Raw genomic sequence first — 14,319 nt, 5'->3', positions numbered from 1 at the left:
GATCGGGCACGTAGCGGGCACGGCCAGCGCAGGAAGCGGTAGCAACGATCAAGGCCCCAGCCAGGAAACCTGTCCTGAGCTGGGGCCTTCGCGTTGGAGCGGGTGACGGGAATCGAACCCGCACTGTCAGCTTGGGAATCGCTTTCAGTATCACTCCTAGTCGCCATCGGAGGAATACTCGTTACTCACCGTGCACGGATCGTCCGCATTGCGGGACCTCAGGCACCTCTCTTTACCCTTGCATCGGGCACGAAGCGGGCACGCCGCCACCGACTAGCGGCTCGCCCGTCGCTGGAACGTCGCACCCTCCCGGGACACTGCCCTCCTGCGAGCGCGACGAAGGCACATGGGGAGGTCGTGCATGGAGCGGTCCCGGGTTGGCGAGTTGCATTACATAGCGCCAGTCGTCAACTTGCCGTCGATGGCTCAGTGGGGGCTCGTCTCCCACAACCTAGCTCAGAAGGTCAGGCATGCGTCTGTGGCGGCAGCCGAGATCCAAGATCGCCGTACGGGCAAAAGGGTCCCCCAGGGTCTACTGCTCCATGACTACGTCAACCTGTACTTCGATGCTCGAAATCCCATGATGTCCCGCTTAAGCAACGAAGCTTGCCCTCCGATCGTTGTGCTACGTATAGACCCATCAGTCCTCGACCTTCCGAATGCCATCATCGCAGACGGAAACGCGGCGGCTGGTAACACCCGATTCCATCCTTCACCCCAAGGCTTGGCCCATCTCGACGCGGATTTGGTCTACGCACGGTGGTGGACGGATAACGATCGGATCATCTACTGGGAAAAGAAGCGGAAACGTTGCGCAGAGGTTCTCATACCGCAACGGGTTGCGGTAGAATTTATCAAAGGCGCGTACGTCTGCGACATGCACGGGACTGAGGCTTGCCAGAGGCTTGGAATCGGCGGGGAAGTGAACAATGACATATTCTTCAAGTAGGAGCAAGCAAATCAGGTTGACCCAAGGCAACCTGCTAAATTCCCGCGCCCAAACGCTCGTCAACACGGTCAACTGCGTTGGAATTATGGGCAAGGGCATCGCCCTCGCCTTCAAGAAGCGCTACCCGCAGATGTTCCAAGATTACGTACGGCGCTGCGACGCCGGCACCGTCAAGCTGGGAAGGCCGTACGTCTTCAAGGCCGACGACCACCTCATAGTCAATTTTCCCACCAAGGATCACTGGCGGTCGGTTAGTCGCCTTGAGGATATCGAAAATGGCTTGGAATACTTGAAAGACCATCTTCACGAGTGGGGCATAACCTCGATCGCTGTCCCCCCACTAGGCTGCGGCAATGGGCAGCTCGACTGGTCGGTCGTAGGTCCCACACTGGACAAGCACCTGCGCGAATTCAACATTCCCGTAGAACTGTTCGTGCCGCACGGCGTAGAGCCAAGCGATGCGCAACTCTCGTTGCTGGAAATTCCGGATCACAATCGTCGGGATGAAGGTTTGAAAGTTGCTCCGGGAGCGCTCGCATTGGTAGAGATTCTTTCCAGAGTTGAAGCCGAACCCTACCACTGGCCGGTCGGAAGGATCCTGTTCCAAAAGATCGCCTACTTCGCCACCGCAGCGGGAATTCCGACGTCCTTGAATTACGAAGCGAATAGCTACGGGCCATACGCCTCCTCGCTTAGTAGGCTGACCGCGCAGCTGCAGAATAACGGGCTCGTGGCTGAGGCGCGTCGAGGCAACATGATTGAAACGCGGGTGGGTCAGACCTTTAAGGACGCGAAGCGCCATTACACGGCGGAAATTCAGCAGTGGGAGCCCGCCATCGCTCGCGTCGTGGACCTTGTCGCACGGTTCGACTCTCGGCAAGCAGAGGTCGCAGGATCCGTTCACTACGTGGTGAGCGCGTTGAGGAACAAGTTCGATCGCAGACCGACAACCACTGAGGTTGTTGAGTACGTAGAGAAGTGGAAGATCCGAAGGAAACCGCCGATCGAGCGTGATGATATTTTGCGGTCGGTTGTAGAGCTTGCGGCCTTGCGGTGGATCGACGTAGAAGCGGATGACGCGATCACCAGCGTTCTCGCAGAACTCGGTGTTTAGCCACGCCAAGTGCGTCACTGCCATCCCGTCTGCCGTCGACCCGCCCTCGTGGGGAGCGGGCCGCCGCCCGGCCCGCCACGTCAAGCGGACCTTGACGCACGTACGGACGCTGGCGGGTCGGGCGGTGGTCTGCTCGGCTCGCCCGGGTCGATGGCGGGCGGGATGGCTCCCACCGCAACCACCCACGGACCGCAACGCGCCTACGGTGCCCCGGCCATCTGGAGCCGGAGCGCCCCCGCCGGAGGCGCAGTAACCGCAACCCCGCCACCCGCCCGGCAGCCGCCGATGGACCCGGCGTGCGCTCTCCTACGCCGCGCGGTGCTGGCCGCGCGGCCCGGCCGGCTGCCGGCCCACCACCACCCGGTCAACGCTGCTGTCGTGCTGCGGCGGCCCACCGGGCTTCCCGCCCTCCGCGCCAGCCGCCGGGCGTGTTGCGTGGCCGGAGTCGGAGCGCCAGCGGAGCGACGGACGCGCGCCCAGGCGGCGGCGCGTGCGGCCCGTTCAGGGCCGCCTTGACCCGGGCCGCGCTGATCTACCAGCACACTGCCAAGGAGCGCGACAAGCACATAGCTGACGGCCTCAGCGAGCAGATCAAGAAGGGCCGTGATCGGGCACGTAGCGGGCACGGCCAGCGCAGGAAGCGGTAGCAACGATCAAGGCCCCAGCCAGGAAACCTGTCCTGAGCTGGGGCCTTCGCGTTGGAGCGGGTGACGGGAATCGAACCCGCACTGTCAGCTTGGGAAGCTGATGTTCTGCCATTGAACTACACCCGCAGGCGGCACCACTCTACCTGAGGTCACCGGTGCCATGCATCCAGTACCCCCGGCGCGCTCATCCCACCCCCATGGGTGATCATGCGAGTACCCAACGTATGCGCATACGTAGAAGTTTCGCAGCAGTAACATTCGGGTCGTTCTCAAACCTTTCAATCGGTTGTAACGTCCCCCTCACGTTTCAACCACGACGTGACACACCCCCCTGTCACGTCGCGAGAAAGAGGTGGGCCCATGGGACTCCGTCCCGCCCTGCTGACCCGGCGTACCACCGGTGTCGCATCGACGACCTTCGCGCTGCTGCTGACTGCCGCAACCGTGGGCGTCGTCCCCGCTGCTTCGGCCTTCTCAGCCGCCCCCGCCGCCGACGTCGTCTGCGAGGAACCGGCCGACACCCACTCCGCCGCGCGGCTCAAGCCCGGCGGCGTCGCGCAGCACGAGCCCAACGAACTGAACGCCGTCCAGGTGCGTGAGCGCGAAGCCGACCTCGCCGCCGCGCTGCGCGAGCGGGCGCGGTTCCGGGTCGGCCCGCAGTCCGCCCGCCGGGCCGCCGAGGCGGCCGCCGTGAACATCCCCGTTGTCGTGCACGTCATCCAGCGCGACAGCACCCGGGCCGGTGGCAACATCCCGGACTCGATGATCAACTCTCAGATCAGGGTGCTCAACGAGAGCTTCAGCGGCGCCACCGGCGGTGCGGCCACCCCCTTCAGCTTCACCCTGCAGAAGATCAACCGGGTGACCCGGCCGGCCTGGTACCCGATCGTCCAGGGTTCCTCCGCGGAGCGGCAGATGAAGAACCAGCTGCGCACCGGCGGCAAGAACACCCTCAACATGTACCTGGGTGAGCTGAGCAACGACCTGCTCGGTTGGGCCACCTTCCCGAAGCGCAGCCTCGATCCGATGGACGGCGTCGTGGTGCTGAGCGAGTCGCTGCCGGGTGGTTCGGCTACCAACTACAACCTGGGCGACACCGGCACCCACGAGGTGGGCCACTGGATGAACCTCTACCACACCTTCCAGGGTGGTTGCTCCACCACCAACGACGGCGTTGCCGACACCCCGGCGGAGCGCGACCCCGCGCAGGGCTGCCCGGAAGGCCAGGACACCTGCCCGGCCCAGGGCCTGGACCCGATCACCAACTTCATGGACTACAGCTACGACTCGTGCATGTACCAGTTCACCTCTGGGCAGGCGAGCCGCATGCTGACCGCGTGGAACGCGTACCGCGCGGCCTGAGTCCAGCAGTGCCCGGTGCCGGCTCCGTCTCGCGACGGGGCCGGCACCGGCGTTTGGCTGGTCAGGCCGCGGTGCGCCGGGTGTCGAAGCCGTGTCGGCCACCACGCCGCGCCGGCTGCTGACCCGGTACGCCCGCAGCGCCGTTGCGGTGCGCCGCCCCGGGGTCGAGCCAGACCTGTACGGCCGGCCGCCCCGGGCCTTCGCCGGGCTGGACGTGCCCGCCCTGACCGCGACGGGTCAGCATGGCCACGTCGACGTCGAACTCGAAGAGTCGCCAGTCGACCTGGGAAGCGGCCCGGCCGGCGCGGGCGATCCGGGCCACCTGGCCCGGGTCGGTGACCGGATGCGCCCGGCCGGCGAGGTACGCCTCATCGTCGCTCTCCTCCGGCGGAAACGAGTGCAGCGCGTAACGGCCATCGCGTTCGAGATCGCGGCGCTTGGGCGAGGCCACCACGAAGCAGAACAGCCCCTCGTCGGTGATCACCGGGCAGACCGGGTGCACCCGGGGACCGCCGTCGGCGCGGACGGTGGCCAGGTAGCCGAAGCCTGGCCCGTACTGCTGCAGGAGAAGGCGGATCCCGTCGGCAAGTCGGGGCTCGTCGGCGGCGAAGTCGGACCAGGAAGCCATGCCGACATCTTATCGAACAGGTGTACGAACACGTAGTCCGACACGCAGGTCGCCCGATCCGCTCGATATGGTGTCCCGATGCTGCTCTCCGACCGCGACCTGGTCTCCGAGATCAAGGCGGGCGCGCTCGCGCTGGACCCGTTCGAGCCCACGCTGGTGCAGCCGTCGAGCATCGACGTCCGGCTGGACAAGCTGTTCCGGGTCTTCAACAACCACCTCTACACCCACATCGACCCGGCGGAGCAGCAGGACGAGCTGACCTCGATGGTCGAGGTGCCGGAGGGTGAGCCGTTCGTGCTGCACCCCGGTGAGTTCGTGCTCGCCTCCACGCTGGAGGTGATCTCGCTGGGCGACCAACTCGCAGGACGGTTGGAGGGCAAGTCGAGCCTGGGCCGGCTCGGGCTGCTCACCCACTCGACCGCCGGCTTCATCGACCCGGGCTTCTCGGGACACGTGACGCTGGAGCTGTCCAACGTGGCGAACCTGCCGATCACCCTCTGGCCGGGCATGAAGATCGGCCAGCTCTGCATCTTCCGCCTGTCGTCGCCCGCCGAGCACCCGTACGGGTCGGAGGTCTACGGCTCGCGGTACCAGGGGCAGCGGGGGCCGACCCCGAGCCGGTCCTGGCAGAACTGGCGCACCTGGCCGATCCGCTGACGCCCGACCCCGCCGGTCACAGACCCGGCGTCAGCACCGACCTTGCCGGCCGGAGCCCCGGCACCAGCACCGACCCCGCCGGCCGCAGGCCCGGTAGCGGCGTCAGCCCGGACGGCCGTAGCTGTGGACCGGCCCGTCGTCGACCCGCTTCATCCGCACCGGCATCCCGGCCCGGGAGGCGTGCACCACCCAGCCGGCACCGACGTACATCCCGACGTGGTGCAGGTCGGTGTAGTAGAAGACCAGGTCACCGGGGCGCAGGTCGGTGCGGCTGACGCTGGCGGTGACCCGGCGCTGCTGCCGCGCGTTGTGCGGCAGCCGGACCCCCGCCTTCGCCCAGGCCGCGAGCGTCAGCCCCGAGCAGTCGTACCCGTTCGGGCCCTCGGCGCCCCAGCGGTACGGCTTGCCGATCTGGGCGCAGGCGAACCGCACCGCCACCCCCGCGGGACCGCCCGGGTAGGCGGCCGGGCAGGGTGCGGGACGCAGCGGACCGCCGGCACCGGCCCCGTAGGCCCGCAACCGCAGCCGCTGGAGCCGCTCGATGCCGGCGTCGATCTGCTTGCGCCGGACGGCGAGCCGGGCCTCGGTCCGGCCCAGTTGGGCCACCATCGTGTCCAGCGCCGCCTTCTTGACGGCGAGTTCGTCGCGCAGGTCCTGTACGGCGCGCACCTCGCGCTGCCGCCGCTGGGCCAGGCGGTCGAGCAGTTCGAGTTGGTTCACCAGTTCGCCGGGGGACGCGCTGCCGAGCAGGGCGTTGACGACGGCGAAACTCTCCCCCTTGTACGCCTGGGCGGCGAGCCCGGAGATCTGGTCCATCGCCCGGTCGACCTGGGCTTGCAGCGGGACGATCCGCCGGGTCAGCGCGTCGGCCTGCCGGCGTCTGGCGGCCAACTCCTGCCGGGTCGCGTTGTGCTGCTCAATGAGCGGTTCCAGGGTGTTCCAGTCCCGGTCGATCTGCCGTTCGAGGTCGGCGACCGTGGGATCGGCGTGGGCCGCCGTGGAGCCACCGGCCAGGACGACGGCAGCGCCGGCAAGGGCGGCGAGGACGATGGTGCAGCGGGACCAGCGTGAGCGCGGCACGACCGTACGCCGGGCGACCGGGGCCGACCGGGACCACGGCGGCCGCGGGGCATGGTGTGCCACCGGGCTCCGTACTCCTTCTTCCGCGACCGCCTACCGGGTTAGCTGACGGGTTCGGGCGGGAAGGGCACGCCCCACCGCAGTGGCTGCGGATTCACCCCGACCACCTGGCCCCCGGCTCGCCCGTGGGCGATTCGGCGGTGCCGGCCGTCGCCGCCCGGGTGGACGGAGCTTCCGGCGACCGACGGTTCATCAGAGTAGATGCCCGTAACCAGATAGCAACCATCCGTGATCGGACACGCCGGAGCCGAACACGGCGAACCCCCGGCCGGAGTCGACCGGGGGTTCGCGACGGTACGGGGAGCGGGTCAGCCGGGTCTGCGGAATCCGGCCACCGGCATGTGGTTGATGTTGGCCACCTGGACCGGCTTGCCGGCCCGTGGCGCGTGCACCATCAGGTCGCCGCCCAGATAGAGGCCGACGTGGTGCAGGTCGCTGAAGAAGAACACCAGATCACCGGGGCGGGCCTCGGAGCGCGGGATGGCCTTGCCCTCGTTCCACTGGGCGCCGGTGAAGTGGGTCAGGGAGATACCGGCGGCCTTGTAGGCGAACTGGGTGAGGCCGGAGCAGTCGAACGCGTTCGGGCCGGTGGCGCCCCAGACGTACGGGTCACCCACCTGCTGGCAGGCCACCCGGATCGCGGTCCGCGCGGCACTGCTCACCACCCCGTTGATGGTCGGGCAGCCGGAGACCTTCACGGTGGTCTTCGGCATCGACGCCTGCAGCCGTTTGATCTCCGCGTTGATCTGGTTCTTCTTGGTGGCCAGCTCGCGTTCCTGCTCGACCTCCTGGGCGATCAGCGCGTCGAGCTTCTGCTTCTCGGCGTCGAACTTCGCCCGCGCGTCGATGACGACCTGGAGTTCCTTGCGCTCCTGCGCGGCGAGCCGGTCCAGATAGGTGAGCTGCTCGGTGAGGGTGCCCGGCTTCACGTTGACCAGCAGGGCGCCGATTTCCTGGGAGGGGCCGGTCATGTAGTAGCGGGAGGCCATGTCGCCGACCCGGTTGAGAGCCAACTCCGTCTGCAGGGCGAGCGGCTCGATCTTCTTCTGGAGTTCCTCCGCCTTCTTGCGGTCCTTCTTGAGCTGCGCCCGGACCTTGTTGTACTGCTCGATGGTCGGTTCGAGCTGCTCCCACTGCTTGTCGATCGCCGCCTCGATCTCCTCGGGGGTGGGTGCAGCGTGCGCCGGCGCGACCAGCATCCCCGCGCCGACGACCACGGCGGCGACCACGGTGATCAGGCGGCGGGCAGCGCGGCGCAGACCGGCCCGACGAGGGGGCGACTGACCCTGGGCGGCACGATGGAGGGGCATGGTTGCCACCGGCACAGACTCCTTTGCAACCGACCGCCGGGCGCCTCACGGAGGGGAAGACGGAGGCAGACGACCCACAGCGGCCGGTGCAACATTAGGGAAAACGCGCAGCGGAATCAAGGCGGCTTCGGCTATTTCACGGCTACGCAATCATCCGCACACAATCGGTAGTTCGACCATTTTTCAACTACGCCTGTCAATGCATTGGTGCTGTTGCCACGTCAGGGGTCGGTAAACCGCCGCTCACCAGGGGTCGCCGTGCCCCGCCGCAGCGCGGCAGCAGGCCGCGAACCGGCCGACACGAGCGCGGCGTCGGCATCCCCGGGGGTGCCGACGCCGCGGTGGTCACGGTGCCTTGCGGTACGACCTCAGCCCGCGACCGGCTCGGCCTGCTGGCCCGCCGCCGTGGTGTCGGGCTTGACCGAGCGCAGCAGCACGCTGGCCACGTCGACGACCTCCACCTGCTCACCTGCGCCCTTGCCGTTGACCCCGTCGTTGAGCATGGTCGAGCAGAACGGGCAGCCGACGGCAACCGTCTTCGCGCCGGTGGACATGGCCTCCTCGACCCGGTCCACGTTGATCCGCTTGCCGATCCGCTCCTCCATCCACATCCGGGCGCCGCCGGCGCCGCAGCAGAAGGAGCGCTCGCTGTTACGCGGCATCTCGATCAGGCCGCTGTCGCGACCTGCACCGGAATCGACGGCTGCGCCGCCCCGACCGTCTCCGGATCCGCCGCCGATGGCACTGCCGAGCACCTCGCGCGGCGGCGCGAAGACCCGGTTGTGCCGGCCCAGGTAGCAGGGGTCGTGGTAGGTGACTCCACCGTCGACCGGCTGGACCGGGGTGAGCTTGCCGGTGGCGACCAGGTGGGCCAGGAGCTGGGTGTGGTGTACCACCTCGAACTCGCCGCCGAGCTGCCCGTACTCGTTGCCGAGGGTGTTGAAGCAGTGCGGGCAGGTGGCCACGATCTTGCGCTTGGCCTTCTCCCGGCCCTCGAACGCCTCGTTCAGGGTCTCGACGTTCTGTTGGGCGAGCATCTGGAAGACGAACTCGTTGCCGATCCGGCGGGCCGGGTCGCCGGAGCAGGTCTCGCCCTCGCCGAGGATGGCGAAGGAGACGCCGGCCTCGTTGAGCAGCGTGGCGACCGCCCGGGTGGTCTTCTTGGCCCGGTCCTCGAACGCGCCGGCGCAGCCGACCCAGAACAGGTACTCGAAGTCGTCGACCTCGCCGACCCTCGGCACCTCGAAGTCGAGGCCCTTGGTCCAGTCCTCGCGGGTGTTCTGCGGGGCACCCCACGGGTTGCCCTTGTTCTCCAGGTTGCGGAGCATCACGCCGGCCTCGGACGGGAAGCTCGACTCGATCAGCACCTGGTATCGGCGCATGTCGACGATGTGGTCGACGTGCTCGATGTCGACCGGGCACTGCTCGACGCAGGCACCGCAGGTGGTACACGACCACAGCACGTCCGGGTCGATGACGCCGCCTTCCTCGGCGGTGCCGATGAGCGGCTTGTCGGCCTCGGCGAGGGCCAGCACGTCCACGTGGGCGAGCTGGGCGGCGGTGGCCTTCTCCTCGCCGGTGACGTCCTTGCCGCCGCCGGCCAGCAGGTACGGCGCCTTGGCGTACGCGTGGTCGCGGAGGCTGAGCACGAGCAGCTTCGGCGACAACGGCTTACCGGTGTTCCAGGCCGGGCACTGCGACTGGCAGCGACCGCACTCGGTGCAGGTGCTGAAGTCGAGCAGCCCCTTCCAGGTGAACTGCTCGACCTGGGCGACACCGAACTGGTCGGACTCCGGGTCGGCCTCCTCGAAGTCCAGTGGCTTGCCCTGGCTCGTCATCGGCCGCAGCGCGCCGAGACCGGAGCCGGCCCGCTTCCGCGGGTCACGCTTGAAGAAGATGTTGGGGAAGGCCAGGAAACGGTGCCAGGCGACACCCATGGTGACGTTCAACGCGATCACGATGAGCCAGGTCATCGAGATGGCGATCTTGACGAGGGCGGCGATGCTCACGCCGGCCGGCGAGGCCGGCAGCAGCGCGCCGACCGCGTGGCTGACCGGGGTGGCCCAGACCGGGTACCCGAAGTGGTCGGTGGCGACCTTGAAGCCCCGGATCACGAAGCCCATGATCAGCACCGAGAGCACGACACCCTCGACGAAGTAGCCCTGCCACATGGTCGAGCCGGTGAACCGGGAGCGCCCACCGGGCCGGGTGGGCCGGTTGCGGACCCGGATCGCGATCAGCACCAGGATGCCGACCGTGCCGAGGATCGCGATCAGTTCGGTGGCCAGGCCGTAGATCGTCAGGCCACCGATCAGCGGCAGGCCGCCGGTCGGCGAGACGACCTCGAAGTACGCCTCCAACACCAGCAGCGACAGCACGATGAAGCCGACCATCACGAACCAGTGCGCGGCGCCCACCACACTCCACTTGAGCATGCGGGTGTGACCGACGGTCTCGACCAGCATGGCCTTGGTACGGGCACCCCTGTCGGTGAACCGCTCCGGCGCGGGCTGCCCCTGCCGGATGACTGCCAGCATCTTCATGACCGCGCGCACCGCAAGCCACACCGCCACGGCGGTGATGGCGGCCGCGAGGATCGTGGTGACGATCTGGACGCTGCCCATCGAGTTGGCCTCCCGGTCTGCTGCCTGTCGAGCGGCTACGGCAACCGGGGCCGCTCGGTCATGCAGTGCAGCCTACGCGCAAGGTTACCCGGCAGTAACGTGAGACTTCTCGCACCTGGCCACGCCGCCCTGCGCACACCCTAGGGTGCTCGGCGCGCCGGCGCAGGACGGGGTCGGACCAGGGAGCCTCGGTCGTGTTGGGCGGCGATCAGCGCGGCGCCGAAAGTCAGCGCCAGCGGGAGAGCAGGATCAGCGAGGCGACCATCCCGCCGAAGCCGACCGCCAGGTTCCAGTACCCCCAGGAGGCGACCGGGTACGCCTGCTCGGAAAGGTAGTAGACCACCAGCCACGCGATGCCGGCCGCGATCAACGCGACCGCCGTGACCGGCAGCCACACCGGGCTGGGCTTGCGCGTCGCGGCCGTCGCCGTCGGACGCACGTCCGTCGGCGGGGTGTACACCTTCTTCTTGCGGACCTGAGACTTGGGCACGACGCTCTCCAGAGGGGTGACGACCTCGTCCGGCCTGACAACCGGGCGCGGGGGCGACGGTCCATGGCCAATAATGTTCGACAGCTAGCGTAGTCCGGACCGGCCGTCCGATCCACGAATGGGGCCGGACCAGTGCGCGGAGTGACCGAAAAGAACAGGATTGCTCCGGCGAACACGCCGATCCGCGCCGTGGCGGGCACGAACCAGACTCGGAGGGAACGCTCGGTGGAGTACACATCTGGCGCGGCGTCCTGGCAGAAGGCCATGCGGCGGGCCGCCGCCGTGTTCCTGCCACGGCGTCCGCGTCAGCGGCGACCCGGCTGGTCGATCGGGGTGCCGTTGATCGCCGCCGCGGCCGGGCTGCTCTTCACCACCAGCGCCACCACCGCCGACGGCACCACCCTGCGGGAGGACCGGCGTCCACAGCTCACCCAGCTCATCGAGGACCGCCGCGAACGGGTCGATTCCAGCGAGCTGCGCGCCGCCCGACTCCGCGCCGAGGTGGAGGAGCAGACCGCCGCCCTGGGCGACACCGACGGCCCGATCTCCGCCGAACGGGCCCGGGCTCGGGCCTCCGAGCAGGCCGCCGGTTTCACCGCCCTCACCGGCCCCGGCGTGACCGTCGAACTCAACGACGCGCCGGGCCGCCCCGACGGCAGTCTGCCCAAAGGTGCCACCAACGATGACCTGGTCGTCCACCAGGGCGACGTCCAGGCGGTCGTCAACGCGCTGTGGGCCGGCGGTGCGGAGGCGATGTCAATCATGAACGTCCGCGTGCTCTCCACCAGCGCGGTACGCTGCGTAGGTAACACCCTGCTGCTGCACGGCCGGGTGTACTCCCCACCGTTCAAGATCGTAGCAATCGGTGATCCCGCCGCCCTCCAACGGGCTCTCGCCGACTCGCAGGGGGTCCAGGTGTTCAAGCAGGAGGCCGACCACTGGCAGCTCGGTTACACCGAGACGGTCTCCACGGTCACCGTACCCGCATTCGAGGACTCGACCGCTCTGCGGTCCGCGACGGTGCCCCGATGACCTCCGACGGGCGGGACGCGCGTCAGCGCGACCAAAGCGACGACGCGACGGCGTTCATCCCGACGGTCGACACCTCACAGTCCTCGGCTCCGGCCCGTCCCGGCTCCGCCGGCCCGTGGCCCGACCCGGCGCTGCCGACCCGCTCCCCGGCCTCCACCGACGCGCCGACCCACCCGGGCCTCGCGCCGACCCAGCCGGGCCTCGCCCCGGCCCGTCCGGCGCCGCCCGCCTGGCCGGGGGTGCGACCAGCCGCACCGCAACCGTCACCCGAGGCACGCCCGCGGTCCGCCACGGACGCGCCGACCGCGTTCCTTCCCCGACTCGGCGACCGTACGCCCCAGCGGCCCACCGCCGGCCCCGGCGACCGACGTCCGGGCCTGCCGTTCCCGGCCGACGACCGTCCCGATCCGGCGGCCACCACCGTCCTGCCGGCGGTGACCGGCCGCCCACCGCTGGATTCGACGGCACTGATGGGCGCGGTCCCCCCGGTCCCCCCGCGCGACGGCACCACCCCTGGCGACACCGCCACCGAGCCGGTCCAGCCGCGTCGGGGCGAGCGGGTGGTGCAGCTCCGCCCCGAGCAGACCGGCGAGGGCTACCGCAGCGTCTACTCGGAGCTGACCCGCCCCACCTTCGCCTCCCGCCTGCGCACCGGAGTCAGGATCAGCGGCGAGCTGCTGATCACGTTCGGCCTGGTCGTACTCCTCTTCGCCGGGTACGAGATCTGGGGGAAGTCGGCCATCGTCGACGCTCACCAGGGTGACCTGAGCAGCCAACTCGCCCAGGCGTGGGGGCCGAGCGGGGATCCGACGGTGGCCCCGACCGGCGGGCCGACGCCCAAGCCGAAGCCGCCGGTCGACGGCAAACCGCTGGCCGGGCTCTACATCCCGAAGCTGGACAAGAACTGGGTGGTGGTGGAGGGGGTCAGCCAGAAGGACATCCGGTTCGCCCCCGGCCACTACCCGAAAAGCGCCATGCCGGGTGAGGTGGGCAACTTCTCGGTCGCCGGGCACCGCAACCGCGCCACCTTCTGGCGGCTGGACGAGCTGGTCGACGGCGACGACATCGTGGTCGAGACCAAGAACAGCTGGTACGTCTACAAGGTGGTCAAGAGCCGCATCGTCCGGCCCGACCAGGTCGAGGTGGTGTCCCCGCAGCCGTTGCCGCTCAACGGGGGGAAACCGAAGCGGCTGCTCACCCTGACCACCTGCAACCCGAAGTTCGACAACTACCAGCGGCTCATCGTGCACGCCGAGCTGGCGGAGACCTTGGCCAAGTCCGAGGGCCGGCCGAAGGTGCTGGGGGGCTGACGGCATGTACGCCTGGATCTGGCGCAAGCTGCCCTTCGGTCTGGCCGGCAAGCTCACCGGCTCGCTGCTGATCGCCGCCGCTGCGGTCGCCCTGCTCTGGTACGTGGTGTTTCCCTGGGCGGAGCCGCTGGTCACGCCCTTCGACGACGTCCAGGTGACCCAGAACGACCAGGGCGTGCCCGGCGGTGACGGCGACGGTTCCGGGCCGGCCGGGGTGGAGAACCCCGGTGACGGGCACGACCTGCCGTACGACACGGAACGGAACAACACCCCACCCCCCTCTCCGAACGAGTGAGCCCCATGCGTGTCCTGGTCATCGACAACTACGACTCGTTCGTGTTCAACCTGGTGCAGTACCTCGGTCAGCTCGGGGTCGACTGCGAGGTCCGGCGCAACGACGAGATCGACGTGGCCGACGTCGGCCGCCTCGACGCGGCCGGCATCCTGCTCTCCCCCGGCCCGGGCAGTCCGGACCGGGCCGGCATCTGCCTGGACGTGATCCGGCGGTACGCCGGTGAGCTGCCGATCTTCGGTGTCTGCCTGGGTCACCAGGCGATCGGGGAGGCGTTCGGGGCGACCGTGGCGCGTGCCCCCGAGCTGCTGCACGGCAAGACCTCGGAGGTCCGCCACCACGACGTCGGGGTGCTCGCCGGCCTGCCCGACCCGTTCACCGCGACCCGCTACCACTCGCTCGCCGTGCTTCCCGAGACGCTTCCCGACGAGCTGGAGGTCACCGGCTGGACGGGTTCCGGCGTGGTGATGGCGATGCGGCACCGGACGCTGCCGATCGAGGGTGTGCAGTTCCACCCGGAGTCGGTGCTCACCGAGGGCGGCCACCTGATGCTGGCGAACTGGCTGGCCGCGTGCGGTCATTCCGAGGCGCTGGAACGCGCCCCGGAACTCGCCGCCGAGGTGGACGCCCGCCGGCGGGCCGCGTTCGCCGTCAGCTGACGCCAGCCGCCCCGTCCCGACCCGGTCGGTCCGTCACACCCGGCGAACGCGGTGACGGACTTTGGTTGCGGCATGTGGGGACATCCAGCCGTTCGGATACCCCGA

12 protein-coding genes, 1 tRNA gene and 1 riboswitch are annotated in these 14,319 nt (G+C 68.9%); of the genes, 7 read left to right on the top strand and 6 right to left on the bottom strand.

Annotation, left to right across the window (positions count from 1 at the left end):
• Positions 1-965 precede the first annotated feature (965 nt).
• Positions 966-2,063, top strand: a complete 1,098-nt coding sequence (locus tag E1166_RS14270; protein WP_165944336.1) for a macro domain-containing protein — start codon at positions 966-968, stop codon at positions 2,061-2,063.
• Between the two features lie 699 nt (positions 2,064-2,762).
• Here E1166_RS14270 and E1166_RS14265 read toward each other — a convergent pair.
• Positions 2,763-2,836: transfer RNA gene (locus tag E1166_RS14265), tRNA-Gly, on the bottom strand.
• Between the two features lie 234 nt (positions 2,837-3,070).
• Here E1166_RS14265 and E1166_RS14260 point away from each other — a divergent pair.
• The gene (locus tag E1166_RS14260) at positions 3,071-4,072 is read left to right on the top strand and encodes a zinc metalloprotease (RefSeq protein ID WP_132339173.1); all 1,002 of its coding nucleotides are present in this window, start codon (positions 3,071-3,073) and stop codon (positions 4,070-4,072) included.
• Between the two features lie 61 nt (positions 4,073-4,133).
• Here E1166_RS14260 and E1166_RS14255 read toward each other — a convergent pair whose 3' ends face one another.
• Positions 4,134-4,700 (bottom strand): pyridoxamine 5'-phosphate oxidase family protein, encoded by a 567-nt coding sequence (locus E1166_RS14255; protein ID WP_132339171.1) that lies wholly within the window; start codon positions 4,698-4,700, stop codon positions 4,134-4,136.
• A 78-nt stretch (positions 4,701-4,778) separates the two neighbouring features.
• Between E1166_RS14255 and dcd the strand changes: the two genes are divergently transcribed.
• Positions 4,779-5,357 carry a dCTP deaminase gene (gene dcd / locus E1166_RS14250; protein ID WP_132339169.1) on the top strand — a complete coding sequence of 193 codons (579 nt, stop codon included), beginning with the start codon at positions 4,779-4,781 and terminating at the stop codon, positions 5,355-5,357.
• Positions 5,358-5,459: 102 nt separating this feature from the next.
• Here dcd and E1166_RS14245 read toward each other — a convergent pair whose 3' ends face one another.
• From E1166_RS14245 to E1166_RS14230, 4 genes are all read right to left on the bottom strand, one after another.
• Positions 5,460-6,500 carry a C40 family peptidase gene (locus tag E1166_RS14245; RefSeq protein WP_132339167.1) on the bottom strand — a complete coding sequence of 347 codons (1,041 nt, stop codon included), beginning with the start codon at positions 6,498-6,500 and terminating at the stop codon, positions 5,460-5,462.
• A 12-nt stretch (positions 6,501-6,512) separates the two neighbouring features.
• Positions 6,513-6,647, bottom strand: a riboswitch (cyclic di-AMP (ydaO/yuaA leader).
• A 158-nt stretch (positions 6,648-6,805) separates the two neighbouring features.
• On the bottom strand, positions 6,806-7,822 hold the full coding sequence (locus E1166_RS14240) for a C40 family peptidase (protein ID WP_243710343.1): 1,017 nt from the start codon (positions 7,820-7,822) through the stop codon (positions 6,806-6,808).
• Between the two features lie 353 nt (positions 7,823-8,175).
• Complete coding sequence (locus tag E1166_RS14235) at positions 8,176-10,431, bottom strand: (Fe-S)-binding protein (protein WP_132339163.1); 2,256 nt, start codon at positions 10,429-10,431, stop codon at positions 8,176-8,178.
• A 226-nt stretch (positions 10,432-10,657) separates the two neighbouring features.
• Positions 10,658-10,921: a cell division protein CrgA gene (locus tag E1166_RS14230; RefSeq protein WP_132261674.1), complete on the bottom strand. Its 264-nt coding sequence runs from the start codon at positions 10,919-10,921 to the stop codon at positions 10,658-10,660.
• Positions 10,922-11,146: 225 nt separating this feature from the next.
• Here E1166_RS14230 and E1166_RS14225 point away from each other — a divergent pair, with 225 nt between their 5' ends.
• The 4 genes from E1166_RS14225 to E1166_RS14210 are packed head-to-tail and all read left to right on the top strand — an operon-like array spanning position 11,147 to position 14,214.
• Positions 11,147-11,953, top strand: a complete 807-nt coding sequence (locus E1166_RS14225) for a DUF881 domain-containing protein (RefSeq protein WP_132339161.1) — start codon at positions 11,147-11,149, stop codon at positions 11,951-11,953.
• Positions 11,950-13,263: a class E sortase gene (locus E1166_RS14220; protein WP_132339159.1), complete on the top strand. Its 1,314-nt coding sequence runs from the start codon at positions 11,950-11,952 to the stop codon at positions 13,261-13,263. Before E1166_RS14225 ends, E1166_RS14220 begins: the two co-directional genes overlap by 4 nt.
• 4 nt (positions 13,264-13,267) lie before the next feature.
• Complete coding sequence (locus tag E1166_RS14215; RefSeq protein ID WP_132261667.1) at positions 13,268-13,558, top strand: hypothetical protein; 291 nt, start codon at positions 13,268-13,270, stop codon at positions 13,556-13,558.
• Positions 13,559-13,563: 5 nt separating this feature from the next.
• Complete coding sequence (locus tag E1166_RS14210) at positions 13,564-14,214, top strand: aminodeoxychorismate/anthranilate synthase component II (RefSeq protein WP_132339157.1); 651 nt, start codon at positions 13,564-13,566, stop codon at positions 14,212-14,214.
• The last annotated feature ends 105 nt before the right edge of the window (positions 14,215-14,319 follow it).

Source organism: Micromonospora sp. KC213, assembly GCF_004348325.1.
In the GTDB taxonomy this organism is placed as follows: Bacteria; Actinomycetota; Actinomycetes; order Mycobacteriales; family Micromonosporaceae; genus Micromonospora.
The sequence above is the reverse complement of the archived record's forward strand: the minus strand, read 5'-3'. Positions and strand labels throughout refer to the sequence as shown.

Bases quoted from the DNA above. Each gene is read 5' to 3' on its own strand.
- E1166_RS14260 (WP_132339173.1), top strand. From the start codon at position 3,071: ATGGGACTCCGTCCCGCCCTGCTGACCCGGCGTACCACCGGTGTCGCA.
- E1166_RS14255 (WP_132339171.1), bottom strand. From the start codon at position 4,700: ATGGCTTCCTGGTCCGACTTCGCCGCCGACGAGCCCCGACTTGCCGAC.
- dcd (WP_132339169.1), top strand. From the start codon at position 4,779: ATGCTGCTCTCCGACCGCGACCTGGTCTCCGAGATCAAGGCGGGCGCG.
- E1166_RS14235 (WP_132339163.1), bottom strand. From the start codon at position 10,431: ATGGGCAGCGTCCAGATCGTCACCACGATCCTCGCGGCCGCCATCACC.
- E1166_RS14220 (WP_132339159.1), top strand. From the start codon at position 11,950: ATGACCTCCGACGGGCGGGACGCGCGTCAGCGCGACCAAAGCGACGAC.
- E1166_RS14215 (WP_132261667.1), top strand. From the start codon at position 13,268: ATGTACGCCTGGATCTGGCGCAAGCTGCCCTTCGGTCTGGCCGGCAAG.
- E1166_RS14210 (WP_132339157.1), top strand. From the start codon at position 13,564: ATGCGTGTCCTGGTCATCGACAACTACGACTCGTTCGTGTTCAACCTG.